We start from the raw sequence: 23,432 nt of genomic DNA, 5'->3' as shown, positions 1-23,432 counted from the left end.
CCCGACCATCCTAGTTCGGCGGAAGTACCCGCTCCTCCGCCCCGAACCGCTGCGTTCCGAGCACCGACAGCAGCCGCAGCTTCTCCCAGCCCTCCGTGCGCGGCGGCGCCGTCAGCACCAGCAGCGCCTGCGACTGGTCCTCCGTGAACAGCACCTGGCAGTCGACCTCGATCGGCCCGAGCTCCGGATGGATCAGCGTCTTGTGGTCCTCGAACCGGCGGGCGACCTCGTGCCGGTCCCACAGCGCGGCGAACTCCGGGCTGCGGGCCTGCAGAGTGCGCACGAGCTCGCCCGCGCGGGACCGGTCGCCGAGCGCGCCGTATGCCGCGCGCAGGTTCGCCACGAGCGCCCGCGCGTGGCGGGGCCGCTCGTCCGGCGGGTACACCTCGCGCGACGCCGGGTCCGCGAACCACCGGTGCACGTCGCTGCGGTCCAGTCCCGTGCGCGCGGTGTGGTCGCCGAACAGCGCCACGGCCATCCGGTTCGCGACGAGGGTCTCGCCCAGGCTCGACAGGATCAGCGCCGGGGTGTCGTCGAGCCGGTCCAGGACGCGCAGCAGGGCGGGCGCGACGTGCGTCGCGGCGTCGAAGCGGTCGGGGGCGGGATGCCCCGCGACGCGGAACAGATAGTCGCGCTCGTCGGCGCTCAGCCGCAGCGTCCGCGCGAGGGCCGCGAGCATCTGCTCGCTCGGCTGCGGACCGCGGGACTGCTCGAGGCGCGTGTAGTAGTCGACCGACATGCCCGTCAGCTGCGCCACCTCCTCGCGTCGCAGGCCGGGCGCCCGGCGGCGCGCGCCCGCGGGCATGCCGACGTCCTCGGGCTGGAGCGCGGCGCGGCGCGTGCGCAGGAACTCCGCCAGGGCGGCGCGATCGACGTTCATCGCTCCATCATCCGCCGATGCCGGCGCGCGAACCAGGGACCGCGGATCCCCCGATCCACGGGTCTCTCCCGCAGCCGCGGAAGCCGGATCACGCTGGAGCCATGGACACCACACGAGACACCGTCTTCATCCCGGGCGCCACGAGCGGCATCGGCCTGGCGTTGGCCCGGCGCCTGCGGGCGCGCGGCGCCACGGTCATCATCGGCGGACGCCGCCAGGAGCTCCTCGACGAGCTGTCGGCCACCCACGGCTTCGGCGCCGTCCGCATCGACACCGCCGACGCCGACAGCATCCGCGACGCGTCGGCGGAGGTCATCCGCCGCTGGCCCGACGTGAACGCCGTCGTGCTGATGGCGGGCATCATGGTCGCCGAGGACTGGCGCACGGCCGACGGCTTCCTCGCCACGTCGGAGTCGATCGTGACGACCAATGTGCTCGGCCCGATCCGCCTCATCGCGGCGTTCGTCGAGCACCTGCGCACGAAGCGGGATGCGACGCTCATCACCGTGTCGAGCGGGCTCGCGTCCGTGCCGCTGCGGCCCACGCCGACCTACAACGCCAGCAAGGCGTTCATCCACATGCTGAGCGAGTCGATCCGCCTCCAGCTCCGGGGCAGCGGCGTGCGCGTCGTCGAGCTGGTGCCGCCGGCCGTGCGGACCACGCTGATGCCGGGCCAGGAGGACGCGCCGAACGCGCTGCCGCTCGACGACTTCGCCGACGAGGTGATGACGCTGCTGGAGACCCAGCCGGAGGCCCGTGAGATCCTCGTCGAGCGCGTGAAGTTCCTGCGCTACGCGGAGGTGCGGGGCGACTACGACGAGGTCGTCGGCGTCCTGAACGCGACCGATCCGCACGCGGCGGACTGATCCGCCCGCCGGCGCACTACTCGGTGGGAAGCGTCCGGCCGAACATCTCGGCCGTGCCGCGCGCCGAGGGCGAGCCCGCGTCGGGGTCGGCGCCGGCGGCGAGCAGCACGCGGATCACGTCGTCGTGCTGCTTGAACACGGCGCCGGCCAGCGGCGTCTGGCCGCGGCCGCTGATCCGGTCGACGTCGGCGCCGCGCTGCGCGAGGCCGGCCACGAGCTCTGCGTGGCCGTGGTAGGCGGCCAGGGTGAGCAGCGTGCTGCCCTGCGCGTCGGCCAGGTCGACCGGCACACCCGCGTCGATCTGGTCGAGCACCGCCCCGCTCTCGCCCGCGCGGACGAGGTCGAACAGGCGGTCGGCGAAGGCATCTGCGTCGGCGGGAGTCCGGTCGGTCATGCCTCCAGTCAACCACTCCCGCCAACGACGAAGCCCCGGCGACCGCCGGGGCTTTCTCGTGATTCGGAGCGGATGACGAGACTCGAACTCGCGACCCTCACCTTGGCAAGGTGATGCGCTACCAACTGCGCTACATCCGCAGAGCCGATCCCGAGGGATCCTGCTCGTGCGCGATACTGGGATCGAACCAGTGACCTCTTCCGTGTCAGGGAAGCGCGCTACCGCTGCGCCAATCGCGCTCATCAAGAGCCTGTGTTCAGTTGTGTCGAGGTGGCGACGGGATTCGAACCCGTGTAAACGGCTTTGCAGGCCGGTGCCTAGCCACTCGGCCACGCCACCACGGGGATGAGACCCGCATGCCGAGATCCTGATGGACCTCTGCACTCGAGCGGATGACGAGACTCGAACTCGCGACCCCAACCTTGGCAAGGTTGTGCGCTACCAACTGCGCTACATCCGCATCGCACCCGATCGCGCCGGGCACTTGTTACACATTAGCCGACGACGGCGGCGGAACCAAACCACGACCCGCGTTCGGGCGTGTCCCCCACGACCCGCTCGCGGGCGATCCACCGCCGCGTGTCAAGCCGCTCCCGCCGGCCCGCTCGCACGCCTAACGTGGCCGACATGGGCATCGAGAACGACATGACGGATGAGGAGAAGCGCCGCGACCAGCTGACGGCCGCGCCGGACGCGACCGAGGAGGACGCGAAGCCGCGCATCGTGGTGTCCGAGCACGACGGCGTGAAGCGCATCGACATCGCCGAGGACGCCGCGGTGCGCCCGGGAGATCCGACCACCGAGCCCCCGGAGCGCTGACCCGGAACGAGGAAAGCCCCCGGCGGACCGGGGGCTTTCTGCGGTGGGCGATACCAGACTCGAACTGATGACCTCTTCCGTGTGAAGGAAGCGCGCTACCAACTGCGCCAATCGCCCATGTTGTTCGGTTACCGGCCTTGCGGGCCGAGAACCGATACTACCCGATCCGGCGCCGCCTGCCGAACCGCGGCCGCGCACGGGCGTGGCGCCCTAGTCGGCCGCCGTCCAGCCGTAGCGTCCCCGCAGCGCCGCCGCGACGCGCGTGAAACGCTCCGGGTCGAGCGCCGCCGCCTCGCGGCGCATGCCGTCCACGTGCACGCTGTAGAGCTGGTCGAGATCGACCCACGACTCGCGGCCCGCGCCGTCCCACGGGCCGGAGCCCAGTGGCAGGAACTCCCGGTCCCCGTCCTTCGACCTGCTGGTGAGCTTGACCGCGTAGACGCGTTCGGCGCTGTGCCGGCCGACGACCAGGACGGGCCGGTCCTTGCCGCGTCCGTCGTTCTCGGCGTACGGCACCCACGTCCAGACGATCTCCCCCGCATCCGGATCGCCGTCACGATCCGGTGCGTACGACAGGCGCAGATCCCGGACCCGCTCGGGCCGCACCTCGATGGTCTCGATACCGCCCGGGGCTGCGACCGGCGACGCGCTCTCGACCCGCGAGCCGCGCTCGCGCCGCGTCGTGCCGCCGCGCTGCACCGAACGCTCCGCGGGGCGCCGCGTCGCCGCCTCGACCGCGCCCAGTGCGAGTCTCGCGATGGTGCCCAGGATGCCGCCTCGTGCCATGAGCCGAGCCTAGCGACGGGTGGACGCACGAAACGGGGCGCCGCGGCCTGAGCCGCGACGCCCCGTTCCCGGGTTCATCGTCAGTCGGCCAGGGTGTAGCCGGCCTCGCCGTGCACGACCGTGTCGATGCCGGCGAGCTCGTCCTCGTTCTTCACGCGGAAGCCGATGGTCTTCTCGACCGCGAAGCCGATGACCAGCGCCAGCACGAAGGAGTACACCAGCACCGAGACCGCGGCGATCGCCTGCACGAGCAGCTGCGTGAAGCCGCCGCCCATGAACAGGCCCGTGCCGTTGGCGAAGAAGCCGAGGTACAGCGTGCCGATGAGGCCGCCGACGAGGTGGATTCCCACGACGTCCAGCGAGTCGTCGAAGCCGAGCTTCCACTTCAGCTCGATCGCGAAGGCGCAGACGACACCGGCGATGAAGCCGAGCAGCAGGGCCCAGATCGGGTGCAGCGAGGCGCACGCGGGGGTGATCGCGACGAGACCGGCGACGGCGCCCGAGGCGGCGCCCACGGAGGTGGCCTTGCCGTCCTTGACCTTCTCGACGATCAGCCAGCCGAGCAGGGCCGCGGCGGGGGCCGCGATCGTGTTCACGAACGCCAGGGCGGCGACACCGTCGGCGGCGAGCTCCGAGCCGGCGTTGAAGCCGAACCAGCCGAACCACAGCAGGCCCGCGCCGAGCAGGACGAACGGCGGGTTGTGGGGGACGTGCACGCCCTTCTGGAATCCGACGCGCTTGCCGAGCACGAGGGCGAGCGCCAGGGCTGCGGCGCCGGCGTTGATGTGCACCGCGGTGCCGCCGGCGAAGTCGATGGTGCCGACGCCGAAGGCCTCCTGCAGGCCGTAGGTGATCCAGCCGCCGTACGCGAAGCTGCCGTCGTCGGCGAGGCCGAAGTTGAACACCCAGCTCGCGACGGGGAAGTAGACGATCGTCGCCCACAGGCCGGCGAAGACCATCCAGCCGCCGAACTTGGCGCGGTCGGCGATGGCGCCCGAGACGAGCGCGACGGTGATGATGGCGAACGTCGCCTGGAACGCGACGAACGCGAGCGGCGGGTAGGCGGCGTCCTCGGGGACCTCGAGCAGGCTGTTCAGGCCGATGGCCGAGGCGTCGATCGACCAGGGGCCGAGCAGGCCCTCAGAGCCGGGGAACGCGATGGCGTAGCCGTACAGAACCCAGAGCACGCCGATCAGGCCGAGTGCGCCGAAGCTGAGCATCATCATGCTGATGACGCTCTTGGCCTTGACCAGGCCGCCGTAGAAGAACGCCAGTCCGGGCGTCATGAGCAGCACGAGTGCTGCTGCGATGAGCATGAATGCTGTGTTGCCTTGATCCATGATCGAGCGGGAACCTCTCTGCTGGGACGCAGGGTGAAGCGTCGGGTTCCCGCAGTCTTGCCGCCGCCCGTTTCACAGACAGTTCGAAGCGTGTTTCGGGTGGGTTACGCGATGCTCACTTCTGTAAACATCGCGTTTCGCGCCGCGCGGCACGCCACCGAGGGCGCGCGGGCCGATCAGGCGTGCGTCGAGGCGACCAGGCGCGAGATCGCGCGCAGGTACTTCTTGCGGTATCCGCCCGCCAGCATGTCCTCGCCGAACACCTCGTCCAGCGGCACGCCCGTGGCCCGGATCGGCAGCTCGGCGTCGTAAACCCGGTCGACGAAAGCGACGAAGCGCAGCGCCTCCGACTGGTCCGTCAGCCGGCGCACGTCCCGCAGGCCGATCGCCTCGACGCCGTCGATGAGGCGGATGTAGCGCGACGGATGCACGCGGGCCAGATGCCCGATCAGCGCGTCGAACGCGTCGTCGCTCGCCGTGCCGAAGCCCGCGAGGGCCTCCTCGTATGCCGCCGTCTCGAGCACGGGCGCGTGCCCGTCGAACGAGCGCTGCCGGAAGTCGACGCCGTCGATGCGGATCGTCTGGAAGCTGTCGGACATCGCGTGGATCTCGCGCAGGAAGTCCTGCGCCGCGAAGCGACCCTCGCCGAGAGCGTTCGGCGGGGTGTTGCTCGTGGCGGCGAGCCGGGTGCCGCTGGCGACGAGCTCGCCGAGCAGGCGCGTCATCACCATGGTGTCGCCCGGGTCGTCGAGCTCGAACTCGTCGATGCACAGCAGCGCAGAGCCGCGCAGCAGATCGACCGTCTGCTTGTAGCCGAGCGCGCCCACCAGCGCGGTGTACTCGATGAAGGATCCGAAGTACTTCCGGCGGGCCGGCATCGCGTGGTAGATCGCCGCGAGCAGGTGCGTCTTGCCGACGCCGAACCCACCGTCGAGGTACACGCCGGGCTTCATGTCGGGAGCCTTCGGCTTGCGCGAGAAGAGCCCGCCGCGCTTGGCGGGCGGCGCGCCGACCGCGAACGTCGTGAGCAGCTCCTTCGACTCCTCCTGCGACGGGTGCTCGGGGTCGGACCGGTACGAGTCGAACGTCGCGTCGTCGAACTGCGGCGGCGGCACCAGGCTCGCGAGCATCTCCTCGCCGCTGAGCTGCGGTTGCCGCTCGGTGAGGTGGACGATGCCGGTCGCGGTGGAGGTCATGGGCGTCAGGTTTCCGATCGTTACGCGGGGAGCGGACCGCCGGAGCCGGCGGGTGCGGGGACGCCTACGCTCGGAACCGGGACGCAATCAGCCTAGTTGCGTCGCCTGAGCGCCCGAGCACGGGCTCCCATCCGCACACTCCCAGGAGGATCCCGTGACCGTCGAGTTCGATCCGTCGCCCCAGTTCGCCGACTACGCGGAGCCCGGGCGACTCGTGTCCACCGCGTGGGTCGAGGAGCACCTGGACACCCCGGGCCTCGTGATCGTGGAGTCGGATGAGGACGTGCTGCTGTACGAGACGGGACACATCCCGGGCGCCGTCAAGGTCGACTGGCACACGGAGCTCAACGACTCGGTCGTGCGCGACTACGTCGACGGCGAGGGATTCGCGAAGCTGCTGAGCGCCAAGGGCATCTCGCGCGACGACACCATCGTGATCTACGGCGACAAGAACAACTGGTGGGCGGCGTACGCCCTGTGGGTGTTCTCGCTGTTCGGCCACGAGGACGTCCGGCTCGTCGACGGCGGCCGCGACCGCTGGATCGCGGAGGGCCGCCCGATCACGACGGAGCGCACGGCCCGTCCCGCGACCGAGTACCCGGTCGTCGAGCGCGACGACGCGACGCTGCGCGCGTTCAAGGAGGACGTGCTCGCCCACCTCGGCAGGCCGCTCGTGGACGTCCGCTCCCCCGAGGAGTTCTCGGGCGAGCGCACGTCCGCCCCGGCGTACCCGGAGGAGGGTGCGCTGCGCGCCGGACACATCCCGACCGCTCAGAACGTGCCGTGGGCGAAGGCCGTGGCGGAGGACGGCGGGTTCAAGCCGCGCGCCGAGCTCGAGGCGATCTATCGCGATCAGGCCGGTCTCGGCGACGCCGACCGGATCGTCGCGTACTGCCGCATCGGCGAGCGGTCGAGCCACACGTGGTTCGTCCTGAAGCACCTGCTCGGCTATCCGGACGTCCGCAACTACGACGGATCCTGGACCGAGTGGGGATCGGCCGTGCGCGTCCCGATCGCGACCGGCGCCGAACCGGGCACCGCGCCCACCCGCTGAACCGCTCCGCCCGCGCGGTGGGAGGATGGACGTCATGACGCCCGACACGCTTCCCGCCGCGCTCGCGGACATCCGCGACGAGTTCCTCGAGCTCGACGAGCCCGAGCGCCTCGAGCTGCTGCTGGAGTTCTCGCGCGCCCTTCCGGACGTGCCTGCCGAGTACGCGGATCATCCCGAGCGCACCGAGCGGGTGGCCGAGTGCCAGTCCCCCGTGTTCATCGTGGTGGAGGTCGCCGACGACGACAGGGTCGCGATGCACGCGGTCGCGCCCGCCGAGGCGCCCACCACGCGCGGCTTCGCGAGCATCCTGGTGCAGGGCATCACGGGGCTGTCCGCGGCGGACGTGCTCGCGATCCCGTCGGACTACCCGCAGTCGCTCGGGCTCACGCGCGCGGTCTCGCCGCTGCGCATCGCCGGCATGACCGGCATGCTGATGCGGGCCAAGCGCCAGGTGCAGGCGCGCCTCGACGCGCGCTGAGGCTCAGCGGCCGAAGTCGTGCGCGGCGAGCCAGCCGCGGATCGCCGCGGTCCAGCGGTGCTCGTCGTAGTTCCACAGCTTGGTGTGGCGCGCGACCGAGAACGTCTCCATCGTGACGATGTCGGGCCGGGCCTGCGCCAGCGCGTGCGACGCGTCCGATGGCACGAAGCCGTCGTCGTCGCTGTGCAGCAGCAGGATGGGCACGCGCAGCTCGCCGGCGCGGGCGACCATGTCCAGATCGTCGAACGGGATCCCCCGACCCGCGCCCGCCGCCCGGGCGGTCCAGGACGACTCGAGCGTGCCCATCGCGGCCCGGGCGGCGAAGGCCGGGACCCCGAGCTCGCGCGCATGGAAGTCGAGCACGATCCGCCAGTCCACCACGGGCGACTCCAGGATGATCCCCGCGATCGCGTCGCGGTGCTCCGACTGCACGGCCGTCTGCAGCACGATCGCGCCGCCCATCGACCAGCCCATCAGCAGGACGCGCTCCGCGCCGTGCGCCAGCGCCCATCCCACCGCGGCGTCCACGTCGCGCCACTCCGTCGCGCCCAGGCCGTACAGGCCGCTGCGGCTCGGCGGCGCCTCGCCGTCGTTGCGATACGACACCACGAGCGAGGAGATGCCCGCGGCGTGGAGCACCGGCACGGCCCGCAGCGTCTCGGCGCGCGTCGTGCCGCGGCCGTGCACCAGCACGACCCACGTGTCGCCGCGGCCGGCGGAGAACACCCACGCGGGCGCGAGGCCGACCGGGGTCTCGATCAGCTCCTCGTGGTGCGGCAGGTGCAGCTGGGCCGGGTCGTCGAAGTACCACCCGCTGAACGAGCCGCGCGGACCCAGCCGCGTCGCGGCGTCGACGTGGCTCAGCAGCTTGCGCGTCACGCCGCGGTCGTCCTGCGACAGCACGGCGCCGAGCTTGACGTAGCCCGCGCCGTTCGTGAAGACGCCGTAGCGCCCCGGCAGCATCGTGTCGGGCGTGCGCGTCAGCGTGATGGTCTGGGCGGCCCGGTCCACGCCGAGGATCTCCACGTCGGCCACGCGCGGCGCGGGCGTCACGACGCGGCGCGCGACGCCCGCGATCCGGACGCTCAGGGCCGTCGCCACACCCGTGAGCAGGACGCCGAGACCGATGGCCGACAGGAGCGTCGAGGCGCCGGGCGCCGATGCGGGCGTGGAAGCGGCGCGCCTGAAGTGCTTCATGACCCCTCCACTCTAATCTGACAGCGTGAGTGCAGGAGGAGGCCCGGCCGACGTGTTCGCCGCCGCGGAGGAGCAGTTGCGCGCCTCGACATTCCGCAGCGATTTCGTCGTGCGGGAGATCCCCTCGCCGCAGGGCGTGGCGCCGTTCAGCCTCGCGCTGGCGGGCGACGTGCGTCCGACGGAAGACGGCGAGTCGCCGTACGGCACCGGCCGGTTCATCCTGCTGCACGACCCGGCCGAGCCCGACGCGTGGGGCGGGGCCTGGCGCATCGTCGCCTTCGCCCAGGCGCCGCTCGAGCCCGAGATCGGCACGGACCCGCTGCTCGCGGACGTCACGTGGTCCTGGCTCGTCGACGCGCTCGACTCCCGGGGCGCGGAGTACCACTCGGCCTCCGGCACGGCCACCAAGATCCTGTCCAAGGGCTTCGGCTCCCTCGCGGAGGAGGGCGACGGCGCGCAGATCGAGCTGCGGGCGTCGTGGTCGCCGGACGGCCCGTTCGACGCCCACCTCGACGCGTGGGCCGAGCTCGTGTGCATGCTGGCGGGGCTCCCGCCGGGGTCCGAGGGCATCGCGGTCCTCGGAGAGCGGAGGAACCTGAATGACTGACGCCCCCCGATACGACGTGATCGACACGGCCGACGAGCTGGGCGCCGCGTGCGCGGCGCTCGCCGCCGGCACGGGGCCCGTCGCGGTCGACGTGGAGCGCGCCTCCGGCTTCCGCTACTCGCAGCGCGCGTACCTCGTGCAGGTGTTCCGCCGCGGCGCGGGCGTGTTTCTGTTCGACCCGCCCGCGCTCGAGGACCTCTCGGCACTGCAGGACGCGATCGGCGACGAGGAGTGGGTGCTGCACGCCGCCAGCCAGGATCTGCCGTCGCTGCGCGAGCTGGACCTGCTGCCCCCGCGCCTCTTCGACACCGAGCTCGCCGCGCGCCTGCTCGGCTGGGAGCGCGTGGGCCTGGCCGCGGTGGTGGAGGCGACGCTCGGCGTCGTGCTGAAGAAGGAGCACTCGGCGGCCGACTGGTCGACGCGCCCCCTGCCGCAGGCGTGGCTGGAGTACGCCGCGCTGGACGTGGAGCACCTGGTCGACGTGCGCGACGCGCTGGTCGACGCGCTCGAGGAGGCCGGCAAGACGGCGTACGCCGCGCAGGAGTTCGAGGCCACGCGGCTGCGCGAGGCCAAGCCGCCGCGCGCCGAGCCGTGGCGACGCCTGAGCGGGCTGCACACCGTCCGCGGCCGCCGCAACCTCGCGATCGCGCGCCAGCTGTGGCTCGCGCGCGAGGAGTACGCGATGCAGCAGGACATCTCCCCGGGCCGGCTCGTGCCCGATCGCGCGCTGGTCGCGGCGGTGCTCGCGGCGCCCGCGTCCAAGAGCGAGCTCGCGGCTCTCAAGGCCTTCAACGGCCGCGCGAGCCGGACGCAGCTGGACAGGTGGTGGAACGCGATCGTGCTCGGACGGGAGAGCGGAGATCTTCCCGTCGAGCGCGTGCCGAGCGACACCCTGCCGCCGCCGCGCGCGTGGGCCGACCGCAATCCGGAGGCGGATGCGCGGCTGAAGCAGGCGCGCCCCGCTGTCGAGGAGCGGGCCGAGCAGCTGTCGATGCCGACCGAGAACCTGCTGACGCCCGACACGCTGCGCCGCGTCGCGTGGGAGACCCCGGTGCCGGTCGACGCCGGCGCCATCGCGGACGCCCTGCGACGCCTCGGCGCACGCGACTGGCAGATTGAACAGACTGCACAGATCATCGCCGCAGCGTTTGTACGGGCCGTGCAACCGGGCGACGAGGCCGTCGAACCCTCTTAGTGGAACCAGGCCAACCGCTTCGTGCCCTTCGAGGCCCCTCCATAGGCTGGACGGGACCGATACAGGTCGGCCGGCACGCCTGGTCGACCGGATCCAACTGGAGGCAGAGTGGCCGAGCTGGCTGATGTCTATTTCGTCGATGGAGTGCGCACCCCCTTCGGGCGCGCGGGCGAGAAGGGCATGTACTGGAACACGCGAGCGGATGACCTCGCCGTCAAGGCGATGAAGGGTCTCCTGGAGCGCAACACCGAGATCCCGAAGGATCGGATCGACGATGTCGCGATCGCGGCGACCTCGCAGACGGGCGACCAGGGGCTCACGCTCGGTCGCACCACGGCGATCCTGGCGGGCCTGCCGATGACGGTGCCGGGTCTCGCGATCGAGCGCATGTGCGCGGGCGCGATGACGAGCGTCACGACGATGGCCGCCTCGATCGGCGTCGGCATGTACGACCTGGCGATCGCCGGCGGCGTCGAGCACATGGGCAAGCACCCCATCGGCTCCAACGCCGACCCGAACCCCCGCTTCGTGGCGGAGAAGCTCGTCGATCCGGGCGCCCTGAACATGGGCGTCACGGCCGAGCGCATCCACGACCGCTTCCCCGCGCTCACGAAGGAGCGCGCGGACCGCTACGGCATGCTCAGCCAGCACAAGGCGCAGGCCGCGTATGACGCCGGCAAGATCCAGCCGGACTTGGTGTCCGTCGCGGTCACCGGACCCGATGGCCAGTGGGGCCTCGCGACCGAGGACGAGGGCCGCCGCCCCGAGACGACGATGGAGGGCCTCGCGGGCCTGAAGACGCCGTTCCGGCCGCACGGCCGCGTCACGGCCGGCACCTCGTCGCCGCTGACGGACGGCGCGACCGTGAGCCTGCTCGCGAGCGGCGCGGCCGTGAAGGAGTTCGGCCTGACGCCGAAGATGAAGCTCGTCTCGTTCGCGTTCGCGGGCGTCGAGCCGGAGATCATGGGCATCGGCCCGATCCCCGCCACGGAGAAGGCGCTCGCCAAGGCGGGCCTCACGATCGACGACATCGGCCTGTTCGAGCTCAACGAGGCCTTCGCGATCCAGGTGCTGTCGCTGCTCGACCACTTCGGCATCGCGGACGACGACCCGCGCGTGAACCCCTGGGGCGGCGCGATCGCGGTCGGCCACCCGCTGGCCGCCTCCGGCGTGCGCCTGATGATCCAGCTCGCGGCGCAGTTCGCCGAGCACCCGGAGGTCCGGTACGGCCTCACCGCGATGTGCGTGGGTCTCGGCCAGGGCGGCACCGTGATCTGGGAGAACCCCCACTACTCCCCCAAGGCCGCCAAGGCCGCGGACAAGAAGAAGAAGTGAGCGCAGCCGTGACCGACTACACCACGATCGACTTCTCCCCCCTCGTCGCCGCCTCGGCCGACGAGGTCGTCACGCACTCGCTCGTCAGCGATGTGCGCCTTCCCAGCGGCCGCACGATCGCACTGATCACGCTGCACAACGGCAAGGACCACACCCGTCCGAACACGCTCGGCCCGGCCACGCTCAGCGAGCTCGGCGAGAAGCTCGATGCGCTGAAGGCACGCGCCGCCGCGGGCGAGATCGACGCCGTCGCCGTGACCGGCAAGCCGTACATCTTCGCGGCGGGCGCCGACCTGTCCGGCGTGGGCGACCTGCCCTCCAAGGACGTCGCGCGCCTGATCGCGCAGCTGGGTCACCACACGCTCGGCAAGCTTTCGAAGCTGGGTGTGCCCTCGTTCTCGTTCGTCAACGGGCTCGCGCTCGGCGGCGCGGTCGAGATCGCGCTGAACTCGACCTACCGCACGGTCGACTCGTCCGCCGCCGCGATCGCGCTGCCCGAGGTGTTCCTCGGTCTCGTGCCCGGATGGGGCGGCGTCACCCTGCTGCCGAACCTCATCGGCATCGAGAACGCGCTCGAGGTGATCGTCTCGAATCCCCTCAAGCAGAACCGCACGCTCAAGCCGCAGCAGGCGTTCGACCTGGGCATGTTCGACGCGATCTTCGGCCCCGCCTCGTACCTCGAGGACTCGCTGCGCTGGGCCGACGGCGTGCTCGCCGGCACGATCAAGGTCGAGCGCAGGAACGAGCCCGGCCGGATCGAGCGGCTCACCAAGTGGCCCATCGCGATCAAGGTCGCCCGCAACATGCTGGAGAGCCGGATCGGCACGGTCCCCCGGTCGCCGTACCTCGCGCTCGACCTGATGGACAAGGCCCGGAACGTCGACGTCGGGAAGAGCGGATCCGTCGAGGAGGGCTTCGCCCGCGAGGACGAGGCGCTGGCCGAGCTCATCGCGGGCGACCAGTTCGTCGCGTCGATGTACGCGTTCGACCTCGTGCAGAAGCGCGCCAAGCGCCCCGTCGGCGCGCCCGACAAGGAGCTCGCGAAGAAGGTCACCAAGGTCGGCGTGATCGGCGCGGGCCTGATGGCCAGCCAGTTCGCGCTGCTGTTCGTGCGCCGCCTGCAGGTGCCGGTGCTCATCACCGACATCGACCAGGCGCGCGTCGACAAGGGCCTGTCGTACATCCGCGACGAGATCTCGGCGCTCGAGGCCAAGGGCCGCATCGACGGCGACGAGGCGAACCGCCTGCGTGCCCTCGTGCACGGCACGGTCGACAAGAGCGAGTACGCCGACTGCGACTTCGTGATCGAGGCGGTCTTCGAGGAGACCGGCGTGAAGCAGCAGGTGTTCCGCGAGATCGAGCAGATCATCGCGCCCGACGCGATCCTGGCGACCAACACGTCGTCGCTGTCGGTGGAGGAGATCGGATCCGTCCTCGAGCACCCCGAGCGGCTCGTCGGCTTCCACTTCTTCAACCCGGTCGCGGTGATGCCGCTGATCGAGATCGTGAGGACGCCGCAGTCGAGCGACGAGGCGCTGTCCACGGCGTTCGTCGTGGCGAAGAACCTCCGCAAGAACGCCGTGCTGACGGCGGATGCGCCGGGCTTCGTGGTGAACCGACTCCTCGCCAAGGTGATGGGCGAGGCCGCGCGCGCCGTCGACGAGGGCACGCCGCTGCTGACGGTCGAGAAGGCGTTCGCGCCGCTCGGACTGCCGATGACGCCGTTCCAGCTGATCGACCTGGTCGGATGGAAGGTCGCGGCCCACGTGCAGGACACGATGGTGCGCCACTTCCCCGAGCGCTTCTACGCCTCGGAGAACCTGCACCGCGCGGCCGAGGTGGGCGACGTGGTCGAGAAGGACAAGAACGGCCGCGTCACCGGCTGGACCAAGCAGGCCCAGAAGGCGATGACGGTCGGCAAGTCGCCGGCGACGGAGGACCAGATCCTCCGCCTCGTCGAGGACGGCCTCGCGAGCGAGATCAGGCTGATGCTGGACGAGGGCGTCGTGCCCGAGGTCGAGGACATCGACCTGTGCCTCATCCTCGGCGCGGGCTGGCCGTTCATCGACGGCGGCGCCTCGCCGTACCTCGACCGCTCCGGCGCCTCGGAGCGCGCGACCGGCGGCACGTTCCACACCCCGCCGCTGCGCGGCGCCGCGCACCGCTGAGCCGCACCGAAGACGGCCGGAACCCGCTGCGGGTTCCGGCCGTCGTCGTTCCTGCCGTGTGCGAGCGCTGCCCGCACGGTGCCCGAGCGCGCGGGACGCGCTCGCGAAGCGAGCGAACTAACCCGTGTGCAGCTTGAACTCGCCGGTCACCGCCGGCAGGCCGCGGCCGTGCGCCTGCCGCGCCTTGGGGACGCGCGTGCCGAGCACCTGCGCCACGACGTCCTGCGCGATCTTCGCGGGCGTGAGGCCCGCGTCCTCCAGGATCTGCTCGCGCGACGCGTGGTCGAGGAACTCGTCCGGAAGGCCCAGCTCGTCCACCGCCGTGTCGATGCCCGCCTCGCGCAGCACCTGGCGCACGCGCGTGCCGATGCCGCCGACGCGGATGCCGTCCTCGAGCGTGATCACCAGGCGGTGCCGCGCCGCGAGCTCGACGATCGTGGCGGGGACGGGCACGACCCAGCGAGGGTCGACGACCGTGGCGCCGATGCCCTGCGCCCGCAGGCGCGCGGCGACGTCCAGGCCGAGGCTCGCGAACGGCCCCGTGCCGACGATCAGCACGTCCTCCGCCTCGCCGCGTGCCAGGACGTCCACGCCGTCGCCCAGTCGCTCGACGGCCGGGATGTCCTGCGGGACCGCGCCCTTCGGGAACCGGATGACCGTGGGCGCGTCGCGCACGGCGACGGCCTCGCGCAGCGCCTCGCGCAGACGGCTCTCGTCGCGCGGGGCGGCGATCCGGATCCGGGGCACGATGTGCAGCAGCGCGAGGTCCCACATGCCGTGGTGGCTGGGGCCGTCGGGACCGGTCACGCCCGAACGGTCCAGCACGAACGTGACGCCCGCGCGGTGCAGCGCGACGTCCATCAGCACCTGGTCGAACGCGCGGTTCACGAACGTCGAGTACAGCGCGACCACGGGGTGCAGGCCGCCGTAGGCGAGGCCGGCGGCCGAGGTCACGGCGTGCTGCTCGGCGATGCCCACGTCGTACACGCGCTCGGGGAACCGCTCGGCGAACGGCGCCAGGCCCGTCGGGCGCAGCATGGCCGCGGTCATGGCGATGACGTCGGAGCGCTCCTCGCCGATCCGCACGAGCTCCTCGGCGAACACGTCGGTCCATCCGGGAGCGGACGAGCCGAGCGCGCCGCCCGTGGCGGGGTCGATGCGGCCCACCGCGTGGAACTGGTCGGCCTCGTCGTCCAGGGCGGGCTGGTACCCGCGGCCCTTCTCCGTGATGACGTGCACGATCACGGGAGCGCCGTACGACTTCGCCAGCGCGAGCGTCTCGAGCAGTGCGGGCAGGTCGTGCCCGTCGACCGGCCCGAGGTACTTCACGTCGAGGTTCGAGTACAGCGCCGAGTTGTTCGTGAAGCGCGACAGGAAGCCGTGGGTGCCGCCGCGCACGCCGCGGTACAGCGCACGCCCCACGGCGCCGAAGCGGCCCGCGATGCGCGACGAGCGCTGCGAGAGGTCGCGATAGGTCTCGGTCGTGCGCACGCGATTCAGGTGGCGCGCCATGCCGCCGATCGTCGGGGCGTAGGAGCGGCCGTTGTCGTTCACGACGATCACGAGGTTGCGGTCGTTGTCGTCCGTGATGTTGTTCAGGGCCTCCCACGTCATGCCGCCCGTGAGGGCGCCGTCGCCCACGACCGCGACCACGTGGCGGTCGCCGCGGCCCGTGCGGCTGAACGCGCGCGAGATGCCGTCCGCCCAGCTCAGCGAGCTGGACGCGTGGGACGACTCGACGACGTCGTGAGGGCTCTCCGAGCGCTGCGGGTAGCCGGCCAGGCCGCCGCGCGCGCGGAGCGCCGTGAAGTCCTGACGGCCCGTCAGGAGCTTGTGCACGTACGACTGGTGGCCCGTGTCGAAGATGATCGGATCGTCCGGAGACGCGAACACGCGGTGCAGGGCGATCGTGAGCTCGACCACGCCGAGGTTGGGCCCCAGGTGCCCGCCCGTGCGCGCGACGTTCTCGACGAGGAACGTCCGGATCTCCGCGGCGAGATCCGTCAGCTGCTCCTGCGTGAGTGCGTCGAGGTCGCGCGGACCGCGGATCCCGTCGAGAAGACTCATGGTCCCGAGCCTACGCCGGTGCCCCTGGGATCAGCGTGAACGCCGAACGGCCCCCGGGAGTCCCGGGGGCCGCTCGCGAGGATGCGTCAGACGAGGCTGCGCAGCACGTACTGCAGGATGCCGCCGTTGCGGTAGTAGTCCGCCTCACCGGGGGTGTCGATGCGCACGACCGCGTCGAACTCGATGGGCTGCTTGCCCTCGGCCGAGTGCTCGCTCGGGGCCGCGGTGACCCTGACCGTCTTCGGCGTCGTGCCGCTGTTGAGCTCGTCCAGGCCCTCGATCGAGACGATCTCGGTGCCGTCCAGGCCCAGCGACTCCCAGCTCTCGCCGGCGGGGAACTGCAGCGGGACGACGCCCATGCCGATGAGGTTCGAGCGGTGGATGCGCTCGAAGCTCTCGGTGATGACCGCCTTCACGCCCAGCAGGCTCGTGCCCTTGGCCGCCCAGTCGCGCGACGAGCCGGAGCCGTACTCCTTGCCGCCGAAGATGACCAGCGGCGTGCCCTGCTCCTGGTAGTGCTGCGAGGCGTCGTAGATGTACGCCTGCGGGCCCTCGGGCTGCGTGAAGTCGCGCGTGAAGCCGCCCTCGATCTGCTGACCGTCGTTGACCGCCTTGACCAGCGCGTTCTTCAGGCGGATGTTCGCGAACGTGCCGCGGATCATCACCTCGTGGTTGCCGCGGCGCGAGCCGTAGGAGTTGAAGTCGCGCTGGGCGACGCCGTGCTCCGTCAGGTACTGCGCGGCGGGCGTGCCGGCCTTGATGTTGCCCGCGGGGCTGATGTGGTCGGTCGTGACCGAGTCGCCGAGCGTGGCGAGCACGCGTGCGCCGGCGATGTCCTCGACCGGCGTGAGGTCCATGCTCATGCCGTCGAAGTACGGCGCCTTGCGCACGTAGGTCGACTGCTCGTCCCACTCGAACACGGGGCCCTCGGGCGTCGGCAGGTTCTTCCAGCGCTCGTCGCCGTCGAAGACCGTGGCGTACTGCTTGATGAACTGCTCGCGCGAGATCGACGAGTCGATGATCTCCTGCACCTCGGCCGGCTCGGGCCAGATGTCCTTCAGGAACACGTCGTTGCCGTCCGCGTCCTTGCCGAGCGCGTCGGTCTCGAAGTCGAAGTTCATCGAGCCGGCGAGCGAGTAGGCCACGACCAGCGGCGGCGACGCGAGGTAGTTCATCTTCACGTCGGGGCTGATACGGCCCTCGAAGTTGCGGTTGCCCGAGAGCACCGCGGTGACGGCGAGGTCGTTGTCGTTGATCGCGGCCGAGACCTCCTCGATGAGGGGGCCCGAGTTGCCGATGCAGATCGTGCAGCCATAGCCGACCGTGTAGAAGCCGAGGCTCTCGAGGTCCTTGTCCAGGCCCGACTTCTCGTAGTAGTCGGTGACGACCTTCGAGCCGGGGCCCAGCGTCGTCTTGACCCAGGGCTTGCGCGTGAGGCCCTTCTGCGCGGCCTTGCGAGCCAGCAGGCCCGCGGCGATCATGACCGACGGGTTCGACGTGTTGGTGCAGGACGTGATTGCCGCCAGGGTCACGGCGCCGTTGTCGAGCAGGTACTCCTGACCCTCGGGCGTGGTGACCTTGACGGGGTTCGACGCCGCGTGGCGCGCGCCGCTGGCCAGCAGGCCCGCGTGGGCGTGCTCGTGCTGCTCGCCCTCGTGCTGGTGCGAGGTGCCGTTGGCCGACACGGTCTCGTGCTCGACGCCGGGACCGTTGCCCGGATCGGAGGCGGGGAAGGTGCCCTCGACCTCGACGGGCTCCTCGGCGCGCTCCGTGTAGTTCAGGATGTCCTTCTCGAACTGCGACTTCGCCTCCGACAGCAGGATGCGGTCCTGCGGGCGCTTCGGGCCGGCGATCGAGGGGACGACCGTCGACAGGTCGAGCTCCATGTACTCGCTGAAGACGAGCTCGCGCGACGGGTCGTGCCAGAGGTGCTGCTCCTTGGCGTACGCCTCGACGAGCGCGACGGTCTGCTCGTCGCGACCGGTGAGGCGCAGGTAGTCGAGCGTGACGTCGTCGATCGGGAACATCGCGGCGGTCGAGCCGAACTCCGGCGACATGTTGCCGATCGTGGCCCGGTTCGCGAGCGGCACCGAGGCGACGCCCTCTCCGTAGAACTCGACGAACTTGCCGACCACACCGTGCTTGCGGAGCATGTCGGTGATCGTGAGCACGACGTCGGTCGCGGTCACGCCGGCGGGGATCTCGCCCGTGAGCTTGAAGCCCACGACGCGCGGGATGAGCATCGACACGGGCTGGCCGAGCATCGCGGCCTCTGCCTCGATGCCGCCGACGCCCCAGCCGAGCACGCCCAGGCCGTTGACCATCGTGGTGTGCGAGTCGGTGCCGACGCAGGTGTCGGGGTAGGCGCGCAGGACGCCGTCGACCTCGCGGTCGTAGATGACCTTGGCGAGGTGCTCGATGTTCACCTGGTGCACGATGCCCGTGCCCGGCGGCACGACCTTGAAGTCCTGGAAGGCGGTCTGGCCCCAGCGCAGGAACTGGTAGCGCTCGCCGTTGCGCTCGTACTCGATCTCGACGTTGCGCTCGAGCGCGTTCTCGGATCCGAAGAGGTCGGCGATGACCGAGTGGTCGATGACCATCTCGGCGGGGGAGAGCGGGTTGATCCGGTTCGCGTCGCCGCCGAGCGCCGTGACGGCCTCGCGCATGGTGGCGAGGTCGACGATGCAGGGCACGCCGGTGAAGTCCTGCATGACCACGCGGGCGGGCGTGAACTGGATCTCGGTGTTCGGCTCGGCCGCGGCATCCCACGATCCGAGCGCACCGATCTGCTCCTTGGTGATGTTCGCGCCGTCCTCGGTGCGAAGCAGGTTCTCGAGCAGCACCTTGAGGCTGAAGGGCAGCTTCTCGTAGCCGTCGACCGCGTCGATGCGGAAGATCTCGTAGTCGGTGCTGCCGACCGTCAGGGTGCTCTTGGCACCGAAGCTGTTCACCGTGGACACGGGCTGTCTCCTCCTGGTCGACCGCGCTTGCGCTCCCATCTTGCTCCCACCTGGACCGCGGTGGCCAGCAAGGCGGACCTAACAGCAGGGGGTCGCGGGACGTCCCGCGGAGAGCGCAATTTATCTTGACGTCGAGATAAATCTACCACGCACCGCGGGGCCGCATCATGCCCGGCGCGCGGGATAGAGCGCGCGCACGGCGAGCCAGGTGACCGCGACCAGCGGCGCGAACAGCGGCAGGCCCATCAGGAGCTTGAGCGTGCCGAGCAGCGTCGTCTCGTTCGCCAGGTACAGCGGCAGCTGCACCGCGAGCCGCGCATAGAACAGGGCGGCCCACGCGATCGCCAGCCACAGGAAGACGCGACGCTTGCGGCGATCCTGACGCCACTGCGTGCCCTCGTTCATGAGGAAGCCGGCCGCGAGGCCGATGAGCGACCAGCCGATCACCGCCGAGACCAGGAACGCGGTGCCGTAGACCGCGTTCGTCACCAGGCCGATCACGAAGTTGTCGCGCCCCTGCCCCGTGAATAGCGCGAGCGCCGCCGCGGCGGCCGCGGCGACCAGGCCACCCAGGGCCGCGGAAGGCGGAGACTTCTGGGCGAAGCGCACGATCGTGAACACGGCGGCGATGCCCACCGACAGACCGAGCGACAGGATGAGCGGATCGGGCCAGAGCGTGTAGACGACGACGAAGACGAGGCTCGGCAGGATCGACTCGAGCACGCCGCGCATGCCGCCCATCGCCTTCCAGACCACGTCGCCGGTCGTGGCCTCCTCGGCCGGGTCGATGCCGGCGCGGCGCGCGACGCCGCCGATCGCCGCCCCGAGCACGTCGGAGGCGGAGGTCTCGTCCCTCTCGTCGGAGCGGGAGTCACCCGGCTGCGGCGGCTGCGAACTCATCGAGGCGTCAGGCCGAGGCGGGCGACGACGGCATCTTGAGCGGGATCAGGTCGCGCGGGGGCATGGGGGCCCCGCCGCGCACGACCACGATCGAGCGGAACAGGTCCTCGATCTGCTCAGCCGCCGCGGGGTCGGACGCGCCGGCCCCGCCGATCACGCCGCGCAGGAACCAGCGCGGCCCGTCGACGCCGACGAAGCGCGCGAGGCGCATCTGGGCATCCTGGCCGGCGACCACCGGCACCTCGGCGAGCAGCTCGGCGCCGAGCGGGCCCTCGCGCTCCTCGACGCGGCCGCCCTGCTGGCGCACCTGATCGCGGATCTGCGCGCGCGTCTCATCCCACAGCCCCGTCGTGCGGGGAGCGGCGAAGGGCTGCACCTGCAGCGTCGATTCGGCGTAGTCCAGACCCACGGCCACGATGCGCTTGGTCTGCTCCTCGACCTCGAGACGCAGGTTCAGACCCTCGCGCGGCAGCACCTTGATGCCGCCGAGATCGATGTAGGGGCGGACCGGGTTCGCCTCGGTCTCGTCCAGCGGTCCGGACGTGGCGCGGTCGCCGGGGGCCGACTTGCGGCCGATCTCGAGCTCATCGCTCATGCGTCAGTTCTCTCCCTGCGTCTGGTAGCCCGTCGAGCCGAAGCCGCCCTCGCCGCGCACGTGCTCGGGGAGCTCGTCGACCGGGATGAAGCGCGCCTGCGGGACGGGCATCAGGATCAGCTGCGCGATCCGGTCCCCCGCGGCGACGTCGTACGCCTCGCGCGCGTCGGTGTTCAGCAGCGCCACCTTGATCTCCCCGCGGTAACCCGCGTCGATCGTGCCGGGCGCGTTGACGATCGTGATGCCGTGCTTGGCGGCCAGGCCGCTGCGCGGCACGACGAACGCGGCGTACCCGTCGGGCAGCGCGATCCGCACGCCCGTGCCCACGAGCGCGCGCCCGCCGGGCTCGAGGCGCACCGCCTCGGCCGCCACCAGATCCGCACCCGCGTCGCCGGGGTGCGCGTACACCGGCGGGGCCGGTGCGATGATGGGGACGTCCACGGTTTCGGTCACTCCACGAGGGTAATGCAGAACACATCACCGCCCGCCCGGTCCGGCTCGGCCGCCCGTCCCGGCTCCGACGCCCGGCCGCTCTATCGCGAGCGGCTCTCGCCCTCGCTCTGGATCCTCGGCGGCGCCGCGGTGGTGGCGCCCATGGCCGCGCTGGTGTTCGTGCAGTACGACCGGACCCTCTCGCTCGCGATCGGGCTCGTCGTCGGCGTGCTGGTCGTGGCGGCGCTGATCCTCTCCTCCCCCGTCATCGAGGTGTCGGGGGGCGACCTCCGCGCCGGCCGCGCGCACATCGACGTGGCGCTGCTGGGCGAGCCCGTCGCGCTGATGGACGAGGACGCGCGCACCGCGCGCGGTCCGGGCCTCGATTCGCGCGGCTGGCACCTGATACGCGGAGGGGTCGTCGGGATCGTCGTCCTTCCGGACCTGGATCCCGACGACCCCGTGTCGTCGTGGACGCTCTCCTCGCGCACGCCCGACCGCCTCGCGGCGGCGGTGCGTCACGCGCAGAGCGCGCGCGCCTGAATCAGGCGGCGCAGTCGTGGCAGATCGGCCCGCTGCCGTCCTCGTGGTCGATCTGCGAGCGGTGCTTCACGAGGAAGCAGTTCATGCACGTGAACTCGTCGTCCTGGGGCGGGAGCACCACGACGTCCAGTTCGACGTTCGACAGGTCGGCGCCCGGCAGGTCGAAGCTGGACGGGTTGTCCGCGTCCTCCACGTCGACCGAGCCCGACATCGTGTCGGGAACGCGCGCCTTCAGGGCCTCGATCGACTCGTTGCCGTCGTCCTCGGTCTTGCGCGGGGCGTCGTAATCGGTTGCCATGGTGAGTGGGTCACGCTTCTTTCATCAGCTGTGGTGCGTCCTCCGCCGTGCGGCGGAGCGGCGATAGTCTGCACGCCCGTCGCCGGATAAGCAAATGCGCGCGCGTGCTGGGGTCGAAACTCGCGGCGCGCCCGTTCTATTCCCGGTGATCGGCCCGCCACGTGAAACCATGACAGCGTCGTGAATGCCAGCGGCGCGTCGTGTTCTGAAGCGGCGCACAGGGCGAGCCAGAGGAGGATGAGCATGGAATCGCTCACCATCATCGGAACCGAGGACGGCCGACTGGTCCTGGCCACCGAGTCGGGTCAGCGCTTCACGCTCGCGATGGACGACGTGCTGCGCTCGGAGCTCCGCAAGGCACAGCGCGACCAGACCCCGGCCGAGGCCCGCGCACCGCTGCCGAGCCCGCGCGAGATCCAGGCGCACATCCGGTCCGGCATGTCCGCCGAGGATGTCGCGGAGCTGCTGGGCGCGTCGATCGAGGCGATCCGCCGATTCGAGGGCCCGGTGATCGCCGAGCGCGAGCACATCGTCGGCCAGGCGCTCTCCGTGCCGGTGCTGATGGGCATCGAGCTGGAGCAGGACGAGAACCCCACGTTCGGCGTCGCCATCCGTGCCAAGCTCGCCGAGCTGGGCGCGGCGGGCGAGCGCTGGACCAGCTGGAAGGAGTCCTCGGGCTGGATCGTGAAGCTCGAGTTCACCGCGAACGACGTCGACCACGACGCCCGCTGGAGCTTCGAGCCGCGCCGCAGCGCGCTGTCGCCGCTGAACGGCGACGCCACCCAGCTCTCGCGCCAGGGGCCGATGCCCGAGGGCCTGATCCCGCGCCTGCGCGCGCTCGACACCGTCGCTCCCCTGCACGGCGACGGCGGATCGCCCGCGGAGACCGCTGACGAGCGGTTCGACTCCGGCGCCTTCGGCCCGCGCCGCCTTCCGGCGCCCGATCCGGAATCCGAGCAGGCCCCTCCGTCCTCGCCCGCCGCGCGCGAGCTCGCGACCAAGCGCGCTCCCGACGCCCAGTCGCCGAACCCCGACACGGCCGACCTGCTCGAGGCGCTGCGCCGCCGCCGCGGTCAGCGCGAGCCCGCCCCCGCCTTCGAGTCCGACGCTCCCGAGCCGGCAGCCGGTCATCCCGCGAACGGCCGCGCGTCCGAGCCCGCCGAGCGCCGCGCGCCTGTCGCGCTGTTCGACTCGATGCCGTCCTCGGACGACGAGCACCCGGAGGCGACCGCCGAGGCTGACGAGGCGCCGCGCCGCCGCGGCCGACCGTCCATGCCGTCCTGGGACGAGATCGTCTTCGGCGCCCGCAGCGACGAGTGAAT

Annotated in this window: 22 protein-coding genes and 5 tRNA genes; 10 read left to right on the top strand and 17 right to left on the bottom strand. The window is 71.4% G+C overall.

All coding sequences use genetic code 11. The features are described from left to right. Positions 1-10 precede the first annotated feature (10 nt). Positions 11-880 (bottom strand): helix-turn-helix transcriptional regulator, encoded by an 870-nt coding sequence (locus AAD528_RS00985; RefSeq protein ID WP_345750177.1) that lies wholly within the window; start codon positions 878-880, stop codon positions 11-13. 101 nt (positions 881-981) lie between these two features. Here AAD528_RS00985 and AAD528_RS00980 point away from each other — a divergent pair, with 101 nt between their 5' ends. Continuing rightward, complete coding sequence (locus AAD528_RS00980; protein WP_345750176.1) at positions 982-1,746, top strand: SDR family oxidoreductase; 765 nt, start codon at positions 982-984, stop codon at positions 1,744-1,746. Positions 1,747-1,762: 16 nt separating this feature from the next. On the opposite strand, the gene AAD528_RS00975 is transcribed toward AAD528_RS00980, so the two are convergent. The 5 genes from AAD528_RS00975 to AAD528_RS00955 all read right to left on the bottom strand — a co-directional run bounded on the left by AAD528_RS00975 (position 1,763) and on the right by AAD528_RS00955 (position 2,600). Next, a complete protein-coding gene (locus AAD528_RS00975) occupies positions 1,763-2,140 on the bottom strand; it encodes an ankyrin repeat domain-containing protein (protein ID WP_345750175.1) in 378 nt (125 codons plus the stop codon). Positions 2,141-2,207: 67 nt separating this feature from the next. Further along, positions 2,208-2,280 (bottom strand) — tRNA-Gly (locus tag AAD528_RS00970). Positions 2,281-2,307: 27 nt separating this feature from the next. Beyond that, positions 2,308-2,379: transfer RNA gene (locus AAD528_RS00965), tRNA-Val, on the bottom strand. A gap of 29 nt (positions 2,380-2,408) precedes the next feature. After that, a tRNA-Cys gene (locus AAD528_RS00960) sits at positions 2,409-2,479 on the bottom strand. A gap of 48 nt (positions 2,480-2,527) precedes the next feature. Next, positions 2,528-2,600: transfer RNA gene (locus AAD528_RS00955), tRNA-Gly, on the bottom strand. A gap of 167 nt (positions 2,601-2,767) precedes the next feature. Here AAD528_RS00955 and AAD528_RS00950 point away from each other — a divergent pair. Beyond that, positions 2,768-2,959 carry a hypothetical protein gene (locus tag AAD528_RS00950; RefSeq protein ID WP_345750174.1) on the top strand — a complete coding sequence of 64 codons (192 nt, stop codon included), beginning with the start codon at positions 2,768-2,770 and terminating at the stop codon, positions 2,957-2,959. A 44-nt stretch (positions 2,960-3,003) separates the two neighbouring features. Here the strand turns inward: AAD528_RS00950 and AAD528_RS00945 are convergent. The 4 genes from AAD528_RS00945 to zapE all read right to left on the bottom strand — a co-directional run bounded on the left by AAD528_RS00945 (position 3,004) and on the right by zapE (position 6,281). Continuing rightward, positions 3,004-3,076, bottom strand: a tRNA-Val gene (locus AAD528_RS00945). A gap of 93 nt (positions 3,077-3,169) precedes the next feature. Continuing rightward, entirely contained in the window at positions 3,170-3,745 is a 576-nt protein-coding gene (locus tag AAD528_RS00940; protein ID WP_345750173.1) for a type II toxin-antitoxin system PemK/MazF family toxin, read from the bottom strand. 80 nt (positions 3,746-3,825) lie between these two features. After that, positions 3,826-5,085, bottom strand: coding sequence for an ammonium transporter (locus tag AAD528_RS00935; protein ID WP_345750172.1), 1,260 nt, complete (start codon positions 5,083-5,085; stop codon positions 3,826-3,828). A gap of 176 nt (positions 5,086-5,261) precedes the next feature. Beyond that, positions 5,262-6,281, bottom strand: coding sequence for a cell division protein ZapE (gene zapE, locus AAD528_RS00930; protein WP_345750171.1), 1,020 nt, complete (start codon positions 6,279-6,281; stop codon positions 5,262-5,264). A 154-nt stretch (positions 6,282-6,435) separates the two neighbouring features. On the opposite strand from zapE, the gene AAD528_RS00925 reads away from it, so the two are divergent. After that, positions 6,436-7,335, top strand: coding sequence for a sulfurtransferase (locus AAD528_RS00925; protein WP_345750170.1), 900 nt, complete (start codon positions 6,436-6,438; stop codon positions 7,333-7,335). Between the two features lie 34 nt (positions 7,336-7,369). After that, positions 7,370-7,813 carry a SufE family protein gene (locus tag AAD528_RS00920; RefSeq protein ID WP_345750169.1) on the top strand — a complete coding sequence of 148 codons (444 nt, stop codon included), beginning with the start codon at positions 7,370-7,372 and terminating at the stop codon, positions 7,811-7,813. A 3-nt stretch (positions 7,814-7,816) separates the two neighbouring features. Here AAD528_RS00920 and AAD528_RS00915 read toward each other — a convergent pair whose 3' ends face one another. Further along, positions 7,817-9,010, bottom strand: a complete 1,194-nt coding sequence (locus AAD528_RS00915) for an alpha/beta hydrolase family protein (protein ID WP_345750168.1) — start codon at positions 9,008-9,010, stop codon at positions 7,817-7,819. A gap of 25 nt (positions 9,011-9,035) precedes the next feature. Between AAD528_RS00915 and AAD528_RS00910 the strand changes: the two genes are divergently transcribed. The 4 genes from AAD528_RS00910 (at position 9,036) to AAD528_RS00895 (ending at position 14,315) form a co-directional block, all read left to right on the top strand. Further along, entirely contained in the window at positions 9,036-9,617 is a 582-nt protein-coding gene (locus AAD528_RS00910) for a DUF3000 domain-containing protein (protein WP_345750167.1), read from the top strand. After that, on the top strand, positions 9,610-10,812 hold the full coding sequence (locus tag AAD528_RS00905; protein WP_345750166.1) for an HRDC domain-containing protein: 1,203 nt from the start codon (positions 9,610-9,612) through the stop codon (positions 10,810-10,812). Before AAD528_RS00910 ends, AAD528_RS00905 begins: the two co-directional genes overlap by 8 nt. A gap of 108 nt (positions 10,813-10,920) precedes the next feature. Further along, on the top strand, positions 10,921-12,147 hold the full coding sequence (locus AAD528_RS00900; protein WP_345750165.1) for a thiolase family protein: 1,227 nt from the start codon (positions 10,921-10,923) through the stop codon (positions 12,145-12,147). An 8-nt stretch (positions 12,148-12,155) separates the two neighbouring features. Next, entirely contained in the window at positions 12,156-14,315 is a 2,160-nt protein-coding gene (locus tag AAD528_RS00895; protein WP_345750725.1) for a 3-hydroxyacyl-CoA dehydrogenase NAD-binding domain-containing protein, read from the top strand. A gap of 117 nt (positions 14,316-14,432) precedes the next feature. Here AAD528_RS00895 and dxs read toward each other — a convergent pair whose 3' ends face one another. The 5 genes from dxs to dut all read right to left on the bottom strand — a co-directional run bounded on the left by dxs (position 14,433) and on the right by dut (position 21,290). After that, the gene (gene dxs / locus AAD528_RS00890; protein ID WP_345750164.1) at positions 14,433-16,382 is read right to left on the bottom strand and encodes a 1-deoxy-D-xylulose-5-phosphate synthase; all 1,950 of its coding nucleotides are present in this window, start codon (positions 16,380-16,382) and stop codon (positions 14,433-14,435) included. An 86-nt stretch (positions 16,383-16,468) separates the two neighbouring features. Continuing rightward, positions 16,469-19,342 carry an aconitate hydratase gene (locus AAD528_RS00885; protein ID WP_375339560.1) on the bottom strand — a complete coding sequence of 958 codons (2,874 nt, stop codon included), beginning with the start codon at positions 19,340-19,342 and terminating at the stop codon, positions 16,469-16,471. Between the two features lie 165 nt (positions 19,343-19,507). After that, a complete protein-coding gene (locus AAD528_RS00880; protein WP_345750162.1) occupies positions 19,508-20,242 on the bottom strand; it encodes a DUF3159 domain-containing protein in 735 nt (244 codons plus the stop codon). 7 nt (positions 20,243-20,249) lie between these two features. Then, complete coding sequence (locus AAD528_RS00875; protein ID WP_345750161.1) at positions 20,250-20,837, bottom strand: DUF3710 domain-containing protein; 588 nt, start codon at positions 20,835-20,837, stop codon at positions 20,250-20,252. Positions 20,838-20,840: 3 nt separating this feature from the next. Then, positions 20,841-21,290: a dUTP diphosphatase gene (gene dut, locus AAD528_RS00870; RefSeq protein WP_345750160.1), complete on the bottom strand. Its 450-nt coding sequence runs from the start codon at positions 21,288-21,290 to the stop codon at positions 20,841-20,843. A gap of 12 nt (positions 21,291-21,302) precedes the next feature. On the opposite strand from dut, the gene AAD528_RS00865 reads away from it, so the two are divergent. Next, the gene (locus tag AAD528_RS00865; protein ID WP_345750159.1) at positions 21,303-21,812 is read left to right on the top strand and encodes a DUF3093 domain-containing protein; all 510 of its coding nucleotides are present in this window, start codon (positions 21,303-21,305) and stop codon (positions 21,810-21,812) included. Between the two features lies 1 nt (position 21,813). On the opposite strand, the gene AAD528_RS00860 is transcribed toward AAD528_RS00865, so the two are convergent. Continuing rightward, entirely contained in the window at positions 21,814-22,110 is a 297-nt protein-coding gene (locus tag AAD528_RS00860) for a DUF4193 domain-containing protein (protein ID WP_345750158.1), read from the bottom strand. 243 nt (positions 22,111-22,353) lie between these two features. Between AAD528_RS00860 and sepH the strand changes: the two genes are divergently transcribed. After that, positions 22,354-23,430 (top strand): septation protein SepH, encoded by a 1,077-nt coding sequence (sepH, locus tag AAD528_RS00855; RefSeq protein WP_345750157.1) that lies wholly within the window; start codon positions 22,354-22,356, stop codon positions 23,428-23,430. The last annotated feature ends 2 nt before the right edge of the window (positions 23,431-23,432 follow it).

This window comes from Microbacterium rhizophilum (assembly GCF_039605615.1).
GTDB classification, from domain to species: domain Bacteria; phylum Actinomycetota; class Actinomycetes; order Actinomycetales; family Microbacteriaceae; genus Microbacterium; species Microbacterium rhizophilus.
The sequence above is the reverse complement of the archived record's forward strand: the minus strand, read 5'-3'. Positions and strand labels throughout refer to the sequence as shown.

Bases quoted from the DNA above. Each gene is read 5' to 3' on its own strand.
- AAD528_RS00985 (WP_345750177.1), bottom strand. From the start codon at position 880: ATGAACGTCGATCGCGCCGCCCTGGCGGAGTTCCTGCGCACGCGCCGC.
- AAD528_RS00980 (WP_345750176.1), top strand. From the start codon at position 982: ATGGACACCACACGAGACACCGTCTTCATCCCGGGCGCCACGAGCGGC.
- AAD528_RS00975 (WP_345750175.1), bottom strand. From the start codon at position 2,140: ATGACCGACCGGACTCCCGCCGACGCAGATGCCTTCGCCGACCGCCTG.
- AAD528_RS00950 (WP_345750174.1), top strand. From the start codon at position 2,768: ATGGGCATCGAGAACGACATGACGGATGAGGAGAAGCGCCGCGACCAG.
- AAD528_RS00940 (WP_345750173.1), bottom strand. From the start codon at position 3,745: ATGGCACGAGGCGGCATCCTGGGCACCATCGCGAGACTCGCACTGGGC.
- AAD528_RS00935 (WP_345750172.1), bottom strand. From the start codon at position 5,085: ATGGATCAAGGCAACACAGCATTCATGCTCATCGCAGCAGCACTCGTG.
- zapE (WP_345750171.1), bottom strand. From the start codon at position 6,281: ATGACCTCCACCGCGACCGGCATCGTCCACCTCACCGAGCGGCAACCG.
- AAD528_RS00920 (WP_345750169.1), top strand. From the start codon at position 7,370: ATGACGCCCGACACGCTTCCCGCCGCGCTCGCGGACATCCGCGACGAG.
- AAD528_RS00915 (WP_345750168.1), bottom strand. From the start codon at position 9,010: ATGAAGCACTTCAGGCGCGCCGCTTCCACGCCCGCATCGGCGCCCGGC.
- AAD528_RS00905 (WP_345750166.1), top strand. From the start codon at position 9,610: ATGACTGACGCCCCCCGATACGACGTGATCGACACGGCCGACGAGCTG.
- dxs (WP_345750164.1), bottom strand. From the start codon at position 16,382: ATGAGTCTTCTCGACGGGATCCGCGGTCCGCGCGACCTCGACGCACTC.
- AAD528_RS00880 (WP_345750162.1), bottom strand. From the start codon at position 20,242: ATGAGTTCGCAGCCGCCGCAGCCGGGTGACTCCCGCTCCGACGAGAGG.
- AAD528_RS00875 (WP_345750161.1), bottom strand. From the start codon at position 20,837: ATGAGCGATGAGCTCGAGATCGGCCGCAAGTCGGCCCCCGGCGACCGC.
- AAD528_RS00865 (WP_345750159.1), top strand. From the start codon at position 21,303: ATGCAGAACACATCACCGCCCGCCCGGTCCGGCTCGGCCGCCCGTCCC.
- AAD528_RS00860 (WP_345750158.1), bottom strand. From the start codon at position 22,110: ATGGCAACCGATTACGACGCCCCGCGCAAGACCGAGGACGACGGCAAC.
- sepH (WP_345750157.1), top strand. From the start codon at position 22,354: ATGGAATCGCTCACCATCATCGGAACCGAGGACGGCCGACTGGTCCTG.